This window comes from Bacillus sp. CCNWLW194, assembly GCF_037120585.1.
GTDB lineage: Bacteria > Bacillota > Bacilli > Bacillales > Bacillaceae_G > Bacillus_A > Bacillus_A basilensis.
Genome location: NZ_JBBBBL010000002.1, coordinates 1 through 15,196, shown reverse-complemented (window position 1 = coordinate 15,196; position 15,196 = coordinate 1). Strand labels below are relative to the sequence as shown.

The 15,196-nt window shown below is 34.0% G+C and carries 14 protein-coding genes and 1 pseudogene; 10 read left to right on the top strand and 5 right to left on the bottom strand.

Going from position 1 to position 15,196, the window contains the following annotated elements; translation table 11 throughout:
• Positions 1-95: 95 nt before the first annotated feature.
• Positions 96-1,436, top strand: a complete 1,341-nt coding sequence (dsdA, locus tag V7S50_RS03375) for a D-serine ammonia-lyase (protein WP_242251358.1) — start codon at positions 96-98, stop codon at positions 1,434-1,436.
• Between the two features lie 144 nt (positions 1,437-1,580).
• Entirely contained in the window at positions 1,581-2,828 is a 1,248-nt protein-coding gene (locus tag V7S50_RS03370) for a DUF445 domain-containing protein (RefSeq protein WP_242251359.1), read from the top strand.
• Between the two features lie 30 nt (positions 2,829-2,858).
• Here the strand turns inward: V7S50_RS03370 and exsE are convergent, their stop codons facing one another.
• Genes exsE through V7S50_RS03350 form a run of 4 tightly spaced genes read right to left on the bottom strand, consistent with a single transcriptional unit; the run spans position 2,859 to position 5,803 of the window.
• Positions 2,859-3,815 (bottom strand): exosporium protein ExsE, encoded by a 957-nt coding sequence (gene exsE, locus V7S50_RS03365; protein ID WP_242251361.1) that lies wholly within the window; start codon positions 3,813-3,815, stop codon positions 2,859-2,861.
• Complete coding sequence (locus V7S50_RS03360; protein ID WP_242251363.1) at positions 3,812-4,882, bottom strand: hypothetical protein; 1,071 nt, start codon at positions 4,880-4,882, stop codon at positions 3,812-3,814. The genes exsE and V7S50_RS03360 overlap by 4 nt, the downstream gene beginning before the upstream one ends.
• Complete coding sequence (locus V7S50_RS03355; protein ID WP_242251365.1) at positions 4,875-5,318, bottom strand: hypothetical protein; 444 nt, start codon at positions 5,316-5,318, stop codon at positions 4,875-4,877. Before V7S50_RS03355 ends, V7S50_RS03360 begins: the two co-directional genes overlap by 8 nt.
• Positions 5,315-5,803, bottom strand: a complete 489-nt coding sequence (locus tag V7S50_RS03350; RefSeq protein ID WP_080449825.1) for an RNA polymerase sigma factor — start codon at positions 5,801-5,803, stop codon at positions 5,315-5,317. Before V7S50_RS03350 ends, V7S50_RS03355 begins: the two co-directional genes overlap by 4 nt.
• Positions 5,804-6,080: 277 nt before the next feature.
• Here V7S50_RS03350 and V7S50_RS03345 point away from each other — a divergent pair, with 277 nt between their 5' ends.
• From V7S50_RS03345 to V7S50_RS03320, 6 genes are all read left to right on the top strand, one after another.
• On the top strand, positions 6,081-6,719 hold the full coding sequence (locus V7S50_RS03345; protein WP_242251366.1) for a response regulator transcription factor: 639 nt from the start codon (positions 6,081-6,083) through the stop codon (positions 6,717-6,719).
• A 4-nt stretch (positions 6,720-6,723) separates the two neighbouring features.
• The gene (locus V7S50_RS03340) at positions 6,724-7,824 is read left to right on the top strand and encodes a sensor histidine kinase (RefSeq protein ID WP_242251367.1); all 1,101 of its coding nucleotides are present in this window, start codon (positions 6,724-6,726) and stop codon (positions 7,822-7,824) included.
• Between the two features lie 123 nt (positions 7,825-7,947).
• Positions 7,948-8,886 carry an ABC transporter ATP-binding protein gene (locus tag V7S50_RS03335; RefSeq protein ID WP_242251368.1) on the top strand — a complete coding sequence of 313 codons (939 nt, stop codon included), beginning with the start codon at positions 7,948-7,950 and terminating at the stop codon, positions 8,884-8,886.
• Between the two features lie 37 nt (positions 8,887-8,923).
• Positions 8,924-10,033: an ABC transporter permease gene (locus V7S50_RS03330; RefSeq protein ID WP_242251369.1), complete on the top strand. Its 1,110-nt coding sequence runs from the start codon at positions 8,924-8,926 to the stop codon at positions 10,031-10,033.
• A 1-nt stretch (position 10,034) separates the two neighbouring features.
• Positions 10,035-11,180, top strand: coding sequence for an ABC transporter permease (locus tag V7S50_RS03325; RefSeq protein ID WP_242251370.1), 1,146 nt, complete (start codon positions 10,035-10,037; stop codon positions 11,178-11,180).
• A gap of 110 nt (positions 11,181-11,290) precedes the next feature.
• Entirely contained in the window at positions 11,291-12,502 is a 1,212-nt protein-coding gene (locus tag V7S50_RS03320; RefSeq protein ID WP_242251371.1) for a phospholipase D-like domain-containing protein, read from the top strand.
• Positions 12,503-12,555: 53 nt separating this feature from the next.
• Here the strand turns inward: V7S50_RS03320 and pyrH are convergent, their stop codons facing one another.
• Positions 12,556-13,299, bottom strand: a complete 744-nt coding sequence (gene pyrH / locus V7S50_RS03315) for a UMP kinase (RefSeq protein WP_001982970.1) — start codon at positions 13,297-13,299, stop codon at positions 12,556-12,558.
• A gap of 376 nt (positions 13,300-13,675) precedes the next feature.
• Between pyrH and V7S50_RS03310 the strand changes: the two genes are divergently transcribed.
• A complete protein-coding gene (locus V7S50_RS03310; RefSeq protein ID WP_063224003.1) occupies positions 13,676-14,947 on the top strand; it encodes a cation:dicarboxylate symporter family transporter in 1,272 nt (423 codons plus the stop codon).
• A gap of 24 nt (positions 14,948-14,971) precedes the next feature.
• Positions 14,972-15,196 (top strand): annotated as a pseudogene (locus V7S50_RS03305) (lyase family protein); the annotation flags it as partial.

Sequence of the window (15,196 nt, the reverse complement as noted above, 5' to 3'; positions counted from 1 at the left end):
TAACTTAAATTAATTATTTGTGTTAAACTATATTAAAATTAATTTAATTATAGTTTATTAAATCGTAAGCTACAAGGTGATGAGGAGGAAGAGGAATGAAGGAAATAGAGAAATTAAAAGAACGATATCCACTATTAAATAAATTAATCGCAACGGAAGAAGTGTTTTGGGTGAATCCGAACATGGAAAAGTATGAAACGGCAATAAAAGATTCGCCACTCAGTGAAGAGAATGTAAAAGATGCGGAGGAGAGGTTAAAGCGTTTTGCATCATACATTGTGAAAGTTTTTCCTGAAACGAAAGAGACGAAAGGCATAATTGAATCACCTTTATTGAAAATCCCTTCTATGAAACAAGCTCTAGAGAAAAATTACAAGCAACCTATTTTAGGAGAATTATTATTAAAATGTGATAGTCATCTTCCGATATCAGGATCAATTAAAGCTAGAGGCGGCATTTATGAAGTGTTGAAACATGCTGAACAATTAGCTTTGCAGCACGGTATGTTAACAGAAGAAGATGATTATTCCATTTTAGATAGTGATACATGTAGAGCATTTTTTGCAAAATATTCAATTGCGGTCGGTTCAACAGGAAATTTAGGGCTAAGCATTGGGATTATGAGTGCGAAACTAGGTTTTAACGTAACTGTTCATATGTCAGCAGACGCGAAACAATGGAAAAAAGATTTATTAAGAAGTAAAGGTGTAAACGTTATTGAATATGAAGCTGATTATAGTAAAGCTGTAGAAGAAGGAAGAAGACAAGCAGATGCTGATCCTCGCTGTTATTTTGTAGATGATGAAAACTCACATGATTTATTTTTAGGATACGCAGTCGCAGCATCGCGTTTACAAAAACAATTAGAAGAGTTAGAGATTGTAGTAGACGAAGAACATCCTTTATTCGTTTATCTTCCGTGCGGAGTAGGTGGCGGACCTGGCGGAGTAGCATTTGGTTTAAAGTTATTGTATAAAGACAACGTCCATTGTTTCTTTGCAGAGCCAACACATTCACCATGTATGTTACTCGGGTTAATGACAGGACTTCATGATAAAATTGCCGTTCAAGATATCGAGATTGATAATGTAACAGACGCAGACGGACTAGCGGTAGGAAGACCTTCTGGGTTTGTTGGGAAAACGATGGAACCATTTTTGAGTGGAAATTACACAGTAAGTGATGAAGAGTTATATAGATTATTAAAAGAGCTAGCAGATACGGAAAATATTTATTTAGAGCCTTCTGCATTAGCGGGTATGTTAGGGCCAGTGAAAGTATGTAAAGAAGATGAGTATTTACAAAAGCAACAGTTAACGGAGAAGATGAAAAAAGGTACTCATATTGTGTGGGGAACGGGCGGTAGTATGGTTCCAGAAGATGTGATGAATGGGTATTATAAAACAGGTGAGGCATTAACAATATTAGAAAAATGAGGCTAGTTGTAGCCTCATTTTTTCATGTGCATAAAAATCTTTGTTATTTTCACAATAGTTCTTTATAGTATATATAAAGGATAACTAATATTAAATAAATACAACAAAAAGCTTTATTTTACATAATAAGAGGATGTGTATACGATGTCATTACAGACTAAATATATAGCGGGTATTTCGCTTGGGGTTATGGGAGTAGGATTTGCGGCTTCTATCCCTTTTCAAGGAACGGTAGCTGGTGAGATTATACAAGGGGGATTTGAAGCTGGGTTAGTTGGTGGACTTGCGGATTGGTTCGCAGTTACAGCATTATTCCGTCATCCGATGGGAATTCCAATTCCACACACAGCTTTGTTACCTAAAAATCGTAAACGAGTGACGAAAGGGCTCATCAATACGTTAGAAAATGAGTGGCTAACGAAAGAAAGTATTACGAATAAAGTAAAAGAAATGCAGCTAGCACAAATGGTGCTGCAAATTGCTGAGAGAGAAATGCAGTCTGATGCTGTGAAAAAGGGGATTGTAACGATTGCTGAGAAAGCGATTGTTTTAATAGATACAGAAAAGTTAGCTGTTATTATTGAAAAAGAATTAAAAACATATTTGCATACAATTAATACAAGTAACATTTTACAAGTGCTTGTTGATCAATTAGTTGTGCAAGAATATGATGAAAAGACACTTGATTACATATTAGTAAAAGTGAAAGATTGGACAGCGCAAGATGAAGCGCGTTATCAGCTCGGAAGCTTAGGTATGAAGGCGATGGAAAATATAAAAGTAGATGGATTCTTGCAGTTTACTTTGAAATCATTTATGAATATTGTAGATGAAGATAAAATTGGTGGCATTTTGCAGAAGTTTATTATTAGCAATATTAACAGCTTACAAGACGCTGATAATAGCACAAGACAACTTATATTAGCGAAAATCCGTCAAGAAATTATAAATGTAAAAGAAAATGAAGCGTTACTACAAGAATTAGAAAATTGGAAAGAAAAATGGATTGCAAATTGGGATGGTACTGACAAAATAAAAGAAATGCTTGAGCAAGTACAACAAAGAGCAGTTACCTTTGTAAATAACGAAGAATTTACTGATAAATATGTTATTCCATTTTTACAAACACAGATGAATAAAATAAAAGATGACAAAGTGACTGTTCAAAAAATAGAAGATTGGTTACAAAAACAAGTTGTCACACTTGTTGAAAAGAATCATTCGAAAATCGGAAAACTTGTACAAGAAAACCTTGATAAGTTAGATGATAAAACGTTAATCGAAATGATTGAAAATAACGTCGGTAAAGATTTACAGTGGATCCGAGTAAACGGGGCTGTTTGCGGATTTATGATTGGATTAGTGTTAGAAGGAATTAAAGCGATTATATGAGAAAAACCTTCCACAATTGTGGAAGGTTTCTTATTTTTCAATAACACTCATATTTAAATTGTAAGCTTTCTCAATGTTTAATTTGTGTGTCCCATTTCCGGTTTTAATCGAATTTTTATACCAATGTTCTTGCCCGTTGAATTCTGGATTTTCTTCTGAAGTAGTATCTTCTTTTTTCGTTACATCTTCAACTTGTTCCCAAGGTGTGTTTCCATGTGTTTCTTTTTGATTTGTTACTGCTGTTAAAGATACATCACTCTCTTTTGCAAGATGGACAGACACCCTTGAGCTTTCTTGTACAAACCAATTATTTTGTAATTGACCTGGATAAAGAGATAGTTCGTTATTTGAAGCACGAACTTCTACATTTTTATTTTGCGGAAGTACAAGTGTCCGTGTCACTTTTGGTGTTGAGTTAAAGAACTTATGTTGAGCTGGTAATGATTTTAATGTTACATACATCGTTTCACCAGCTGTTTGAATGGAAAGGAAATCTTCTTGTTTTAAATTAAGTTTTTCATTAGCTTTCGTCGTCATTTCATATGTTCCAAGAAGGTGAATTTGATTTGTATTATTTCCCTCTATTGTCAGAGGGTGATGCCCTGCATCCACTACAATTTTTTTGATAGATTCAGGTATATCAAGTTGTCCACCTGGAATATTACTCGTCTGGCGAGTGGTATTAATAGAATGACGAACTTCATCTAGTAATCCAGTTGATAATAAACAGTAAAAAGCAATTCCGACGCTTCCTAAAACGCCAATAAAGAAAATACTAAAAATATCATATTTAATAAATGATTGTTCCTTCTTAGAAAATAGAAGGTATAGTAAAATTTCTACGCCAAGTATAATAAGTAAAACAGGCCACCATGCTGTTAAGGAATCTAATACCTGAGTCCCTCTCATAACTGAAAATAGTAAGAAGCAACCTAATGCAATAATAGAAAGCCCCATTGAAAATGTTCCAACGCGCCATGTTCTCATTCTTTTGTACCACCTTTGTTTTCTTTATTTCCAAGTAACAATTTAAAGCCGCCGCCAATTAAGAGGAGTGCAACGATAGATGTTTGGAAATAGCGATAATACAGCTCGCTAAGATGAATGTTAAATATAGTTGCAAAATAATTGTCCAAAATAGGAAGGAGTGTTTGATCTAATAAATAATAACCACCAAGTGTAATTAACCCAATACCGATCCATCTTTGATGATTGATAAAATAATCAATGATAGGTTCGTCATTTACACGTTCTTTTCCGTATTTTGAAGTTTGCTGTAAAGCGTCAAAAAAGCTATAGAACCAAATGATTGGTACTAAAAATAAAAACGCAGATAGCCTTAATAAGTCAAGTAAATATATTGAAAGTAAAAAGGCTGCCATAAGCTGAAGGCCACGGCGTTGTAAGCCTAAATACATATGTCCTGCTCCGGGGAACATCGCTAAAATAGAAGCGAATGTTTTACTTTTCTTTCCTTGTTCACGGTGCTCTTCAAAATCTTCGAAAATAGTACGATCAACTAATTGCTCACCACGTTCTTTTTTCTGTAGTTGCTGAACAACATCGAAGAAATTATAAATCCATAAAACAGGTAATGTAATAAGGAAGATAAGGAAGCTTTCTTGGGATGTTAAAAGTGCAACGAAAATGATCATACTCCCGATCCCTGTACAAGCTACTAAAAATGTAAGTCCACGTTGCATAAGTCCTAATTGAAAATGACCAAGACCAGGAATGATTGATAGGAGAATGATATAAAAACGTTCGCTCTCTTTAGAGGACTCTGTCAATTCTCCAGCTGCTTGTTTTTTCGATTGATTAATAATAGTGATAACTAAATCTAATAAATTGATTGCCCATAACACGACTAGTAAAAACAGAGAAAGAAAAGCAATATCACGCTCTCCTAATGCTATTGTACAAAATGCTGCAAAGATAAATAGAAATACAGCCCCTCCGCTATATAAAATAAACCGTCCAAATTTCTTTACATATAAATGACCAAGCCCGGGGATTAGCCCTAATACAAGTGCTAAAAAGGGATTTTTATTCATGCTTTGAACCTCCGTCCTTTTTTGATGTGTCTACCGATTTGTTTACAATTTGTTGTGAGATAGAAGACACGTTATGTTTTGAAGATTTCTCGAAATTTGATGTCGCTGTGAAAATATATTGGAATAAACCACTTACCATAAAAATAATTGTAGCCGCAGTCGCAATTATGTAGTGAATAATGGTGCGCTTTAGTGAGTTTGTTTTTATATTTTCATTAGGTTGTAGTGTTTCAAAATTAATTTGTTTCATAACTTCGTTCGTAAATGAATCATCATTTATCATTGGAAGGTTTTCCTGTTGTTCATCAATACTTTCCATATAAAGTGCTAAACAATGATCACATTCATAAAGGTGTTCTTCCATAGATTCACGTTCATTGCTTTCTATAAGATCTAATGTATAATTGCGCCAATCTTCTTTTGAATAATGCATCATAGAAACTCTTCCTCCTTCCAATGTTTTTTAATCCATTTTCTTGCCCGATACAGTTTCATTTCGACTGTTTTCACTTCGATGTTTTCCTGTAAAGCAATTTCTTGATAACTTTTTTCTTCTAAGTAATGTGCGAGAACGACGTCACGATAATTTTCGGGAAGTTCTCGCAGTTTTTGAGCAATGAGTAATTTTTGCTCTTTCGTCAATAATAAAGCCTCAATATTATGAGAGGATTTTATATTTTCCTCAGTTTCTTTACATAAGGAGAGTTCTTCGTTTTCTCTAGCTTTCTTTCTCTTATAATCAATAGCGTGATTAGTGGCAATACGAGCCATCCATGTTTTCAATCCGCGAAATTGATAATTAGGGAGAGAGGCGTGAATTTTTACGAATACTTCTTGTGTAACATCTTTCGCATCTTCTTCATGTCTTACAATAGAAAAGATAACTTGAAAAATATAATGACGATAGGTTTGTACAAGAATACGAAAGGCATGTTCGCTTCCTTGCTGTGCTTTTTCAATTAATTGTTTTTCCTCAATGGGTCTCTCCCTCCTTTTTGACGCATTCTATTATATAGACGTAAGAAATGGTAAGTCACCCTACACATGTTGTAAAAAAAGAATAATATATTTTTAGGAAGGAGGCTATATGAAAAAAATTGTGAAAAAATGGTAAAAAGAAGTATATAATGAGCAAAGAGGAAATGTTACGCGGAGAAAGGATGTGAATGTTAGTAGGAGAAGGTCCATACTAACAAACATGAAAATTAAAATATTAATAGCAGATGATAATTCTTTTATTAGAGAAGGCATGAAGATTATTTTAAATACATACGAAGAATTCGAAGTATTAGATACTGTAAATGATGGGGAAGAAGCTGTAGCATATTGTAAGAAGCATGAAGTCGATATTGCACTTTTAGATGTTCGTATGCCAAACATGAACGGGGTAGAGGCAACGAAATTTATTTGTGAAGAGACGAGAACGAAACCGCTTATTTTAACGACATTCGATGATGATGAATATATTTTGGACGCAGTGAAAAACGGAGCGAAAGGCTATTTATTAAAAAATAATGATCCAGAGCGTATTCGTGATGCGATAAAAGGAGTATATAACGGTCAAACAGTTATGCAAGATGTAGTGCTTGATAAAATTAAGTGCAATTTAATGGAAAGCAAAGAGGAAGAATGTAAAATAGATAAAAGTCTTTTTACAGAAAGAGAACTTAGTATTATCGCATTAATTGCGAAAGGTTTTTCGAATAAAGAAATTTCAAAGCAACTTTTTATATCAGAAGGAACGATTGCAAATTATATTACATCAGTTTTAGGGAAAACTGGACTTGAACATCGTACACAAATTGCGATTTATTATTTAACAGGGAAAGTAGATTAAAGATATGGAATTTTGGTTAATTGTAAGTAAATTAATTGTTTTTATATATATTGTGTTTAGTTACATTTATTTAAATGTTGCAAACTTACCATGGATTATACTTACTTTGCTTTTATATCTTTCTGTAAACGTGCTGATCTCTATATTTAAAAATAACACGTACAAAAACATATTAACTTCTGTGTCAATCGGTGTAGTTATGTTATTTACATGGAAGATTCATCCGTTTTTTATTTTGTTTTTACCATTGAACTTATATGAAATTATATTTCGTTATATAGAGAAGAAATGGCAGCTCTTTATCACTATGATGATTCCTATTATCTTTACAGATGAAAGTATTCGAATGACGTATGGATTAATTGTTGCATTTTCTTTCATCGTATTAACTATGGCAGAACGGTATATATCGCGTGTAGTAAAGCTTGAATCACAAAATGATAAGATGCGAAAAGATCTGCAACGACTGACGAAAAGTTTAAATGAAAATAAAGAGTACATAAGACAATCAGAGTACACATTTAAGTTAGAAGAGAGAAATCGGTTGTCACAAGAAATTCATGATAAAATTGGCCACTCAATGACGGGCGCACTTATTCAAATGGAAGCAGCAAAGAGGTTAATGGAAATAGATAAAGAAAAATCTGCGGAGTTATTACAAAATGCTATTCATATTTCTAAAGATGGAATTGAAAGCATTCGTATTACATTAAAAAATATGAAGCCACCTACTGAGCAAATTGGTATTCACCGTATGAAATTATTCATAGAGGAATTTTCCAGTAAGCATGATATAAATATTCCTTTCGTATATAAAGGGAACTTAGATTTGATTTCACCGATTCAGTGGAAGATTATCGGTGAAAATGTTACAGAGGCACTTACAAACGCAATGAAATATGCTGATGCAACAGTGATTTCCATAGATATTCATGTGCTTAACAAGATGGTTAAAGTACAAGTGAAGGATAACGGAAAAGGTGCAGCGCTTGTGAAAAAAGGTCTCGGTATTATGGGGATGGAGGAGCGAACAGCGTCTGTAAACGGGAAAATTATTGTAGATGGAAAAAATGGTTTTTCGGTAACAATGTTGTTGCCAATATGAGGATGAATCATCTCATAGGAAAAAAGTGAATATTCTCATGTGAAAAGAGTGAACTTCTGCACTGAGCAGGTTCATTTTTTTTGTTTATACTAAAAGCAGAGAAACCGAAATAGGGGTGAAATGATGAATACATTAGAGATAAAAAATTTAACGAAAAAATTTGGTGATTTCATCGCGGTAGATAATATGTCTTTATCTATTAAAGAAGGAGAAATATTTGGCTTTTTAGGATCAAATGGTGCTGGTAAGAGTACAACGATTAATATGATTGCTGGGTTGTTAAGAAGCAATGAAGGTGAAATTAGTATACTAGGAAAAAATATTAAGAAACATAATCGATTTGCGAAGATGAATATCGGTATCGTTCCGCAAGATATTGCGATTTATGAAGAGTTAACTGCCTATGAAAATGTGAAATTCTTTGCTGGATTGTATGGGCTAAGAGGAGCTGAGCTAAAAGCAAGAGTAGAGGAAGCACTTCAATTTGTGGGGCTTAGCGATAAACATAAAAGTTACCCGAAAAACTTTTCTGGAGGGATGAAACGAAGACTGAATATCGCTTGTGCAATCGCACATAGACCGAAGTTAATTATTATGGATGAGCCGACAGTTGGAATTGATCCACAGTCAAGAAACTATATTCTGCAGTCAGTACGTAAATTAAATGAAATGGGTAGCACGATTATTTATACGAGCCACTACATGGAAGAAGTGGAAGAGATTTGTACGAAAATCGCAATTGTCGATCATGGTAAAGTGATCGCAGAAGGAACGAAAGAACAGTTAAAAGCGATTATTACCGATACGAAAGACATTTGGATTGAAGTAAAGTCAGTAGAAAATTTAGATGTAGAACAGTTAAAAGAGATAAATGGTGTGAAAGCTGTTCAAATTGAAGAGAACGTAATTAAGGTAAACTCGGATGCAGGATTAAATAATTTAAATAAAATTATTCAGCATTTCATTAATCATGGCATTGAAATTCGTTCGTTAGAGGAGCAGGCACCAAACTTAGAAACGGTATTCCTTACGTTGACTGGAAGAAACTTACGAGATAAATAAAGGGTAAATGAAGAAAAGGTAAAGGGAGGTTCATCAATTGAACATCTTCAATATTGCAATTATGCATATTAAAAGAGATTTCAGGGACGTAAGAACTTTAGTTTTTATGTTAGCATTTCCGATTGTGCTCATGCTCGTGTTAGGGACAGCATTAACGAATGCATTTAATAGCGATAGTCAATCGATTAAGGATATACAAGTGCTATATAAAGATGAAGCGAGTAGCACATTTTCTCAATCGTTTGAAGCATTTACGAAAGAAATCGATAAATCGGGTATTCATTTTAAAAAAGCTTCCGACAGTATAGATGGGAAAGAAGAAGTGAAGCAAAATAAATATGCTGCTTATGTAGAATTAAATAAAGATGGTGCAAAATTTTACGGAAGTGACAAAAGTAGTATTGAGGGAAGTATTGTGGAGGGCATGCTTACAACATTTATTGATAAGTACAATGTAGCGGCCGAAGTTGCAAAAGTAGATCCTAGTAAGGTGAGCACAGTTGTTTCAAATGGAAATCATAATAATTATATAAAAGAAACATCTTTACAAGCTGCGAAAAAGCCAGGTTCTATGGACTATTATGCGGTTGTAATGACAACGATGATCGCACTATATGCTGCGATGGGAGCGAGTTCTTTAATTCGAGAAGAACGAATACGTAAAACAGGAGATCGCCTTATTGCTGCGCCTATAAGTAAGGCTGAAATATTCATTGGAAAAATACTTGGTAGTCTAGTAGCAAATGCCCTGTGTATATTACTCGTCATGTTATTTAGTAAATTTGTTTTTCAAGCGAATTGGGGCGAGCATCTTGGAATCATATTTATTATTTTATTAACACAAGTCTTTCTAGCAATTAGCTTCGGTTTAGGGATTGGCTATATTACGAAAACAGCAGAATCATCGAGAGCAATTATTCTTGTAGTTGTACAATTAGCTTCTATTTTTGGTGGTGCATATTTCGTAGTAGAAGAAAATTTCGTTACGAATTTATCACCATTAACGTGGGCAAATACAGCTGTTATGAAAATTATTTATGCAAATGATGTAGGAGCAGCACTACCAGTCATTTCTTTAAACCTTGGAATATCAGCACTCTTTTTATTAATTGCGATTATTGCATTACGTAGACGGGAGGGGCTATAGTATGAAAGATATTTTATGGCTCATACAAAAAACGTTATCTGTACTTTTGAAAAATAAAAAAGGGTTATTCATTATTATTAGTTTGCCGATAATCGGAACGCTCATCTCTTTTTCGATATACGGAAATGTAGGGCAAGGAACGTTAAATATCGGGATTGTAAATAAAGAAAATGAGCCGATAGCAAATGATACGATAAAGTTTTTAGAAGGATTAAACAATGTGAACGTGAGTAAGGTTAAGGAGTCTGAAGTAGAGGATAAACTCACTTCCAAAAAACTTGATGGAGTTATTACATTAGAATCTGGTTTTTCAAAAAGTGTTCGAGAAGGGAAGCCAGATCATATTGAAATTTCATCGATTAAAGGTGATCAAGTAACAGGATTTATAAAATCATATTTATACAACTATATTGATAACGTAGCAGCTATTAGTAAAGTGGCAGGAACAGATCAAAGTACGTTTGATAATATGTACGCAGGGTACCAAAAAAGTGCATTTAAAATGAAAACTGAGACGCTAGAAGATACTTCGAAAAATAAAGATATGACAAATCAAACAATGGGCTATCTTATTATGTTTATGCTGTTTTCAGCAGCGAATTTATCAGGATATATTTTAAAAGAAAAAGAAAATAGAACGTATTTTAGACTCTTATCAACGCCGATAGATGGGAAGAAATTCATATTATCTAATGTCGGGGTCAATATGATGGTACTCACAGTACAAATTCTAATTACAATCCTATTCCTAACGAAAATTTTTCATACGAATATCAATATGCCTTTCATAGTGATGATTGGTGTACTCATGCTATTTGCTTTAATAGCGATTGGAATATCGTTAGTTCTTGTTGCTTTTTCGAAAAACTCAGCATCAGCAAATGCAATGCAAAATATGATTATTGTACCGACATGTTTACTGTCTGGATGTTATTTCCCATATGAAATTATGCCGAAAGCAGTGCAAAAAGTAGCCGATTTTCTTCCGCAGAGATGGCTATTAGACACAGTATCAAAACTACAACAAGGAATTCCATTTTCAGAGTTGTATGTAAATATTTTAATTTTATTTGCTTTTGCAATAGCATTCTTCTTAATTGCAATTTATAAGTTTGGAAGAAATAATGATGCAAGGAACTTTGTTTAATATGAAAAGGGTGTGACGTTAAGTCACATCCTTTTTTGTATGAAGCATGAAATCTAAATTGGAATGACAAAATAGAAAGGTGGAAAGAAAACGAGCGGAAGGAAATTAAAATGATCAAAAAAATATTGCGAGTTACTTCTATTATTATTGCTATTTTCGCTTTTATTTTAATTTGTATGCATATCGATGTTACGCTCGGACGGAAAATGGAAACCGGGAAAAACATGCCGATAGAATATGCACCTCATCATAGTGATTTTCAATTATATGTAGAAGGAAAGTCATTTTATAAACAGTTATTTACTGATATAAAAGAAGCGAAACGATCTATTTACACTTATTTTTTTATTTTATCGGATGATAAAAGCAGCCATACTTTTTTAAATTTATTAAAAGAAAAGGCGAGAGAAGGAGTAAACGTATATTTATCTGTCGATTTACTTAACGATTTATCATTTGAAAGAAAGATGAAAAAAGAATTACAGGAAAATGGCGTGCATTTTACATATAGTAGAAAACAGGAATTACCATTCGGGTTTTATTCCCTTCATCATCGTAATCATCGCCGCATTACGACGATTGATGGAGAGATTGGCTATACGGGTGGTTTTAATATAGGAGATGAGTATTTAGGGAAAGATAAGCACTTTGGGTACTGGAGAGACTATCATGTACGGATAAAAGGAGAAGGCGCAAAAGATTTAGAGGAACAATTTGCTTTAGATTGGAAACGAGATACGAAAGAAGATATAAAGAGGAGTACGAATAAGGCTAGTAAAGGGAATACATTGCATACTATGGTCAGTTACAATGGGCATTACGTTGCTAAAAAATATATAGAGCTAATAAAACAAGCTCAGCACTCAATTGTAATTGCAACGCCGTATTTTATAGCGAAAAATAAAGAACTAATGAATACTTTAATCGCGGCGCAAAAGCGTGGTGTTACAGTAACAATACTTTGGTCATATAAACCAGATCTACCTCTTATAAAAGAAGCGGCGTATCCATACATACGCCAAGCTGTTAATAACGGGATTACTGTATACGGTTATAAAAAAGGAATGTTCCATGGCAAATTAATGCTTATTGATAATGAATTAACCGTTATTGGTACAACAAACTTTACTTCGCGTAGCTTCAATATAAATGATGAAATGAATTTTTATATTCATGGTGGTCCTATTGTAGGGCAAGTGAATAAGACGTTAACAGAGGATTTTCGTGATTCAAAAGAAATGACGAAAGAATTTTTTGAGAAGTTATCTTTTTGGGAGCGTTGTAAGGAGAAATTTTCAGGGGTGATGGATTTTTATTTATAAAGGTTAATGGAAAAGGGTGTCTTTTATAGACACCCTTTTTTAATGAAAAATATTTATTTTTCATGCACAAGCAATGAAGCATCATCATTAATCAATGTCCCCACATGCTCACCTAAGCAAATTCTTTTCATTACTCCAGGCTCATCAAAATTAAAGACGTGTGCTGGTAAATTATAATCACGGGCAAGTAATAAAGCGGCTTGATCCATTACTTGTATGTTTTGTCTAACAACATCGTTATAGTTTAGTTTTCTGTACATTTTCGCTGATTTATTATGTTTTGGATCACTGGTAAAGACACCATCTACTCCTTGTTTTGCAACTAATATTGCGTCACTATTCATTTCAATAGCCCTTTGAACACTTGGATAATCTGTGGTAACGAATGGTTGCCCGTTCCCGCCTCCAAAAATAACGATATAACCGTTATCTAAATGGTGGACTGCACGTAGGCGAATGTATGGTTCGGCTACAGCATTAAATGGGATGGAAGTCATAACGCGCACTTCTTTATTTGTTTTGCTTGTTAAAACGCCGCGTAGCATTAAGCTATTGATGATTGTACCTAACGTACCGATATTATCAGCTTCTACACGATCAATTCCCCATTCTTCAGCTAAATGACCTCTGAAAATGTTCCCGCCTCCGATGACGATGGATACCTCAATACCTAAATCAACAATGGATAAAATTTCGTTTGCGATATGTTCTAATCTTTTGGAGTTAAAGCTATTTCCGGTTTGATCGGCAAGTGCACCGCCGCTTAATTTAATTAAGACTCTTTTATATGGCCTCATAACAATTCCCCCTATATAGATCGCAATAAAAAAGAACAAAGGCGAATGCCTTTGTTCCTTTTTAAGAAAATGAAAAAGAAAAGAAGAAGATAAGACGGATTTTTGTACATAATTTTTCATACTATCGACTCCTTTTCATTTCAATTTGTTGTAAGTATATATCTTTTTGATTATACGAAACAATCTGATTACTTATCAAGTATATTTTATCTCTTTTTAATAAAAAGGTGTCAATGAAAAAGAAAAGAAAAATTTTCGAATTTTTTGTGACGAACTTGTAGGTTTTTGTATGATTTTGTAGGTTCACTTATATGATGTGTGAGTAAGCTTTTATAAATACGAAATGAAAGCGTTCGCATAAAGGGGATGAACATAAATGAAAAAATTCGGATTGGCGACACAAATTTTTGTTGCACTTGTTTTAGGGATTGTAGTAGGGGCAATCTTCTATGGTAATAAAACGGCGATTTCTTATATCACACCAATTGGGGATATATTTATTCACTTAATTAAAATGATTGTAGTACCGATTGTTATTTCAGCATTAATTGTTGCGGTAGCTGGTGTAGGTGATATGAAGAAGCTTGGGAAACTAGGCGGGAAGACAATTCTTTATTTCGAAATTATTACGACAATTGCTATTTTAATGGGATTACTTGCGGCAAATATATTCCAACCAGGTACTGGCGTTGATATGAATAACTTACAGCAAAGCGATATTTCTTCTTATAAACAAACAGCTGATGCTACAGAGAAGAAAGGTTTTGCTGAGACAATTGTTCATATTGTACCGAAAAACGTATTTGAATCGATTGCACAAGGTGACTTATTACCGATTATTTTCTTCTCAGTATTATTCGGTTTAGGAGTTGCGGCAATTGGGGAAAAAGGAAAGCCTGTCTTTAACTTCTTTGAAGGTGTACTCGAAGCGATGTTTTGGGTTACCAATCAAGTTATGAAATTTGCACCATTTGGTGTATTCGCATTAATTGCGGTTACGGTTGCAAAATTTGGTGTAGCAACACTACTTCCTTTAGGAAAACTAGTGCTAGCTGTATACGTAACTGTTATACTATTCGTTGTGATTGTATTAGGTATTAATGCTCGAATGGTTGGCGTAAACATTTTTACGTTAATGAAAATTTTAAAAGAAGAACTTATTCTTTCATTTACGACAGCAAGTTCAGAAGCTGTTTTACCTAATATAATGAGAAAAATGGAAGAGTTCGGTTGTCCAAAGGCAGTTGCTTCTTTCGTTATTCCGACAGGTTATACATTTAACTTGACTGGATCGGCTATTTATCAAGCGTTAGCGGCATTGTTTGTTGCACAAATGTACGGTGTGCACATGTCACTGACAGAGCAAATAACGTTATTATTCGTTCTCATGTTAACATCCAAGGGTATGGCGGGAGTTCCAGGTGCATCGTTCGTTGTTGTATTAGCAACGTTAGGTTCAATGGGGTTACCACTAGAAGGTATCGCGTTAATTGCGGGAATTGACCGCATTTTAGATATGATTCGCTCATCTGTCAATGTATTAGGAAATGCATTAGCGGCCATTGTTATGTCGAAGTGGGAAGGCGAATTCGATAATGAGAAAGCAAAACAATATGTAGAAACAGTCAAAGAAACAAAAGCAGCATAAGAAATCGTTAAGGAGTGAATAATCATGGCAACATTAACTGAAGTTAAAAATGGTGTTCGAATTGAAAAAGATTTTTTAGGTGAAAAAGAAGTACCAAACTATGCATACTACGGTGTACAAACAATGCGTGCAGTTGAAAACTTCCCAATTACAGGATACAAAATCCATGAAGGTTTAATTAGAGCGTTCGCAGTTGTAAAAAAAGCTGCAGCGCTTGCTAATACAGATGTAGGAAGATTAGAATTGAAC

Coding starts and splice junctions, on each gene's coding strand:
- dsdA (WP_242251358.1), top strand. CDS start 96: ATGAAGGAAATAGAGAAATTAAAAGAACGATATCCACTATTAAATAAA.
- V7S50_RS03370 (WP_242251359.1), top strand. CDS start 1,581: ATGTCATTACAGACTAAATATATAGCGGGTATTTCGCTTGGGGTTATG.
- exsE (WP_242251361.1), bottom strand. CDS start 3,815: ATGAGAACATGGCGCGTTGGAACATTTTCAATGGGGCTTTCTATTATT.
- V7S50_RS03360 (WP_242251363.1), bottom strand. CDS start 4,882: ATGAATAAAAATCCCTTTTTAGCACTTGTATTAGGGCTAATCCCCGGG.
- V7S50_RS03355 (WP_242251365.1), bottom strand. CDS start 5,318: ATGATGCATTATTCAAAAGAAGATTGGCGCAATTATACATTAGATCTT.
- V7S50_RS03345 (WP_242251366.1), top strand. CDS start 6,081: ATGAAAATTAAAATATTAATAGCAGATGATAATTCTTTTATTAGAGAA.
- V7S50_RS03340 (WP_242251367.1), top strand. CDS start 6,724: ATGGAATTTTGGTTAATTGTAAGTAAATTAATTGTTTTTATATATATT.
- V7S50_RS03335 (WP_242251368.1), top strand. CDS start 7,948: ATGAATACATTAGAGATAAAAAATTTAACGAAAAAATTTGGTGATTTC.
- V7S50_RS03325 (WP_242251370.1), top strand. CDS start 10,035: ATGAAAGATATTTTATGGCTCATACAAAAAACGTTATCTGTACTTTTG.
- V7S50_RS03320 (WP_242251371.1), top strand. CDS start 11,291: ATGATCAAAAAAATATTGCGAGTTACTTCTATTATTATTGCTATTTTC.
- pyrH (WP_001982970.1), bottom strand. CDS start 13,299: ATGAGGCCATATAAAAGAGTCTTAATTAAATTAAGCGGCGGTGCACTT.
- V7S50_RS03310 (WP_063224003.1), top strand. CDS start 13,676: ATGAAAAAATTCGGATTGGCGACACAAATTTTTGTTGCACTTGTTTTA.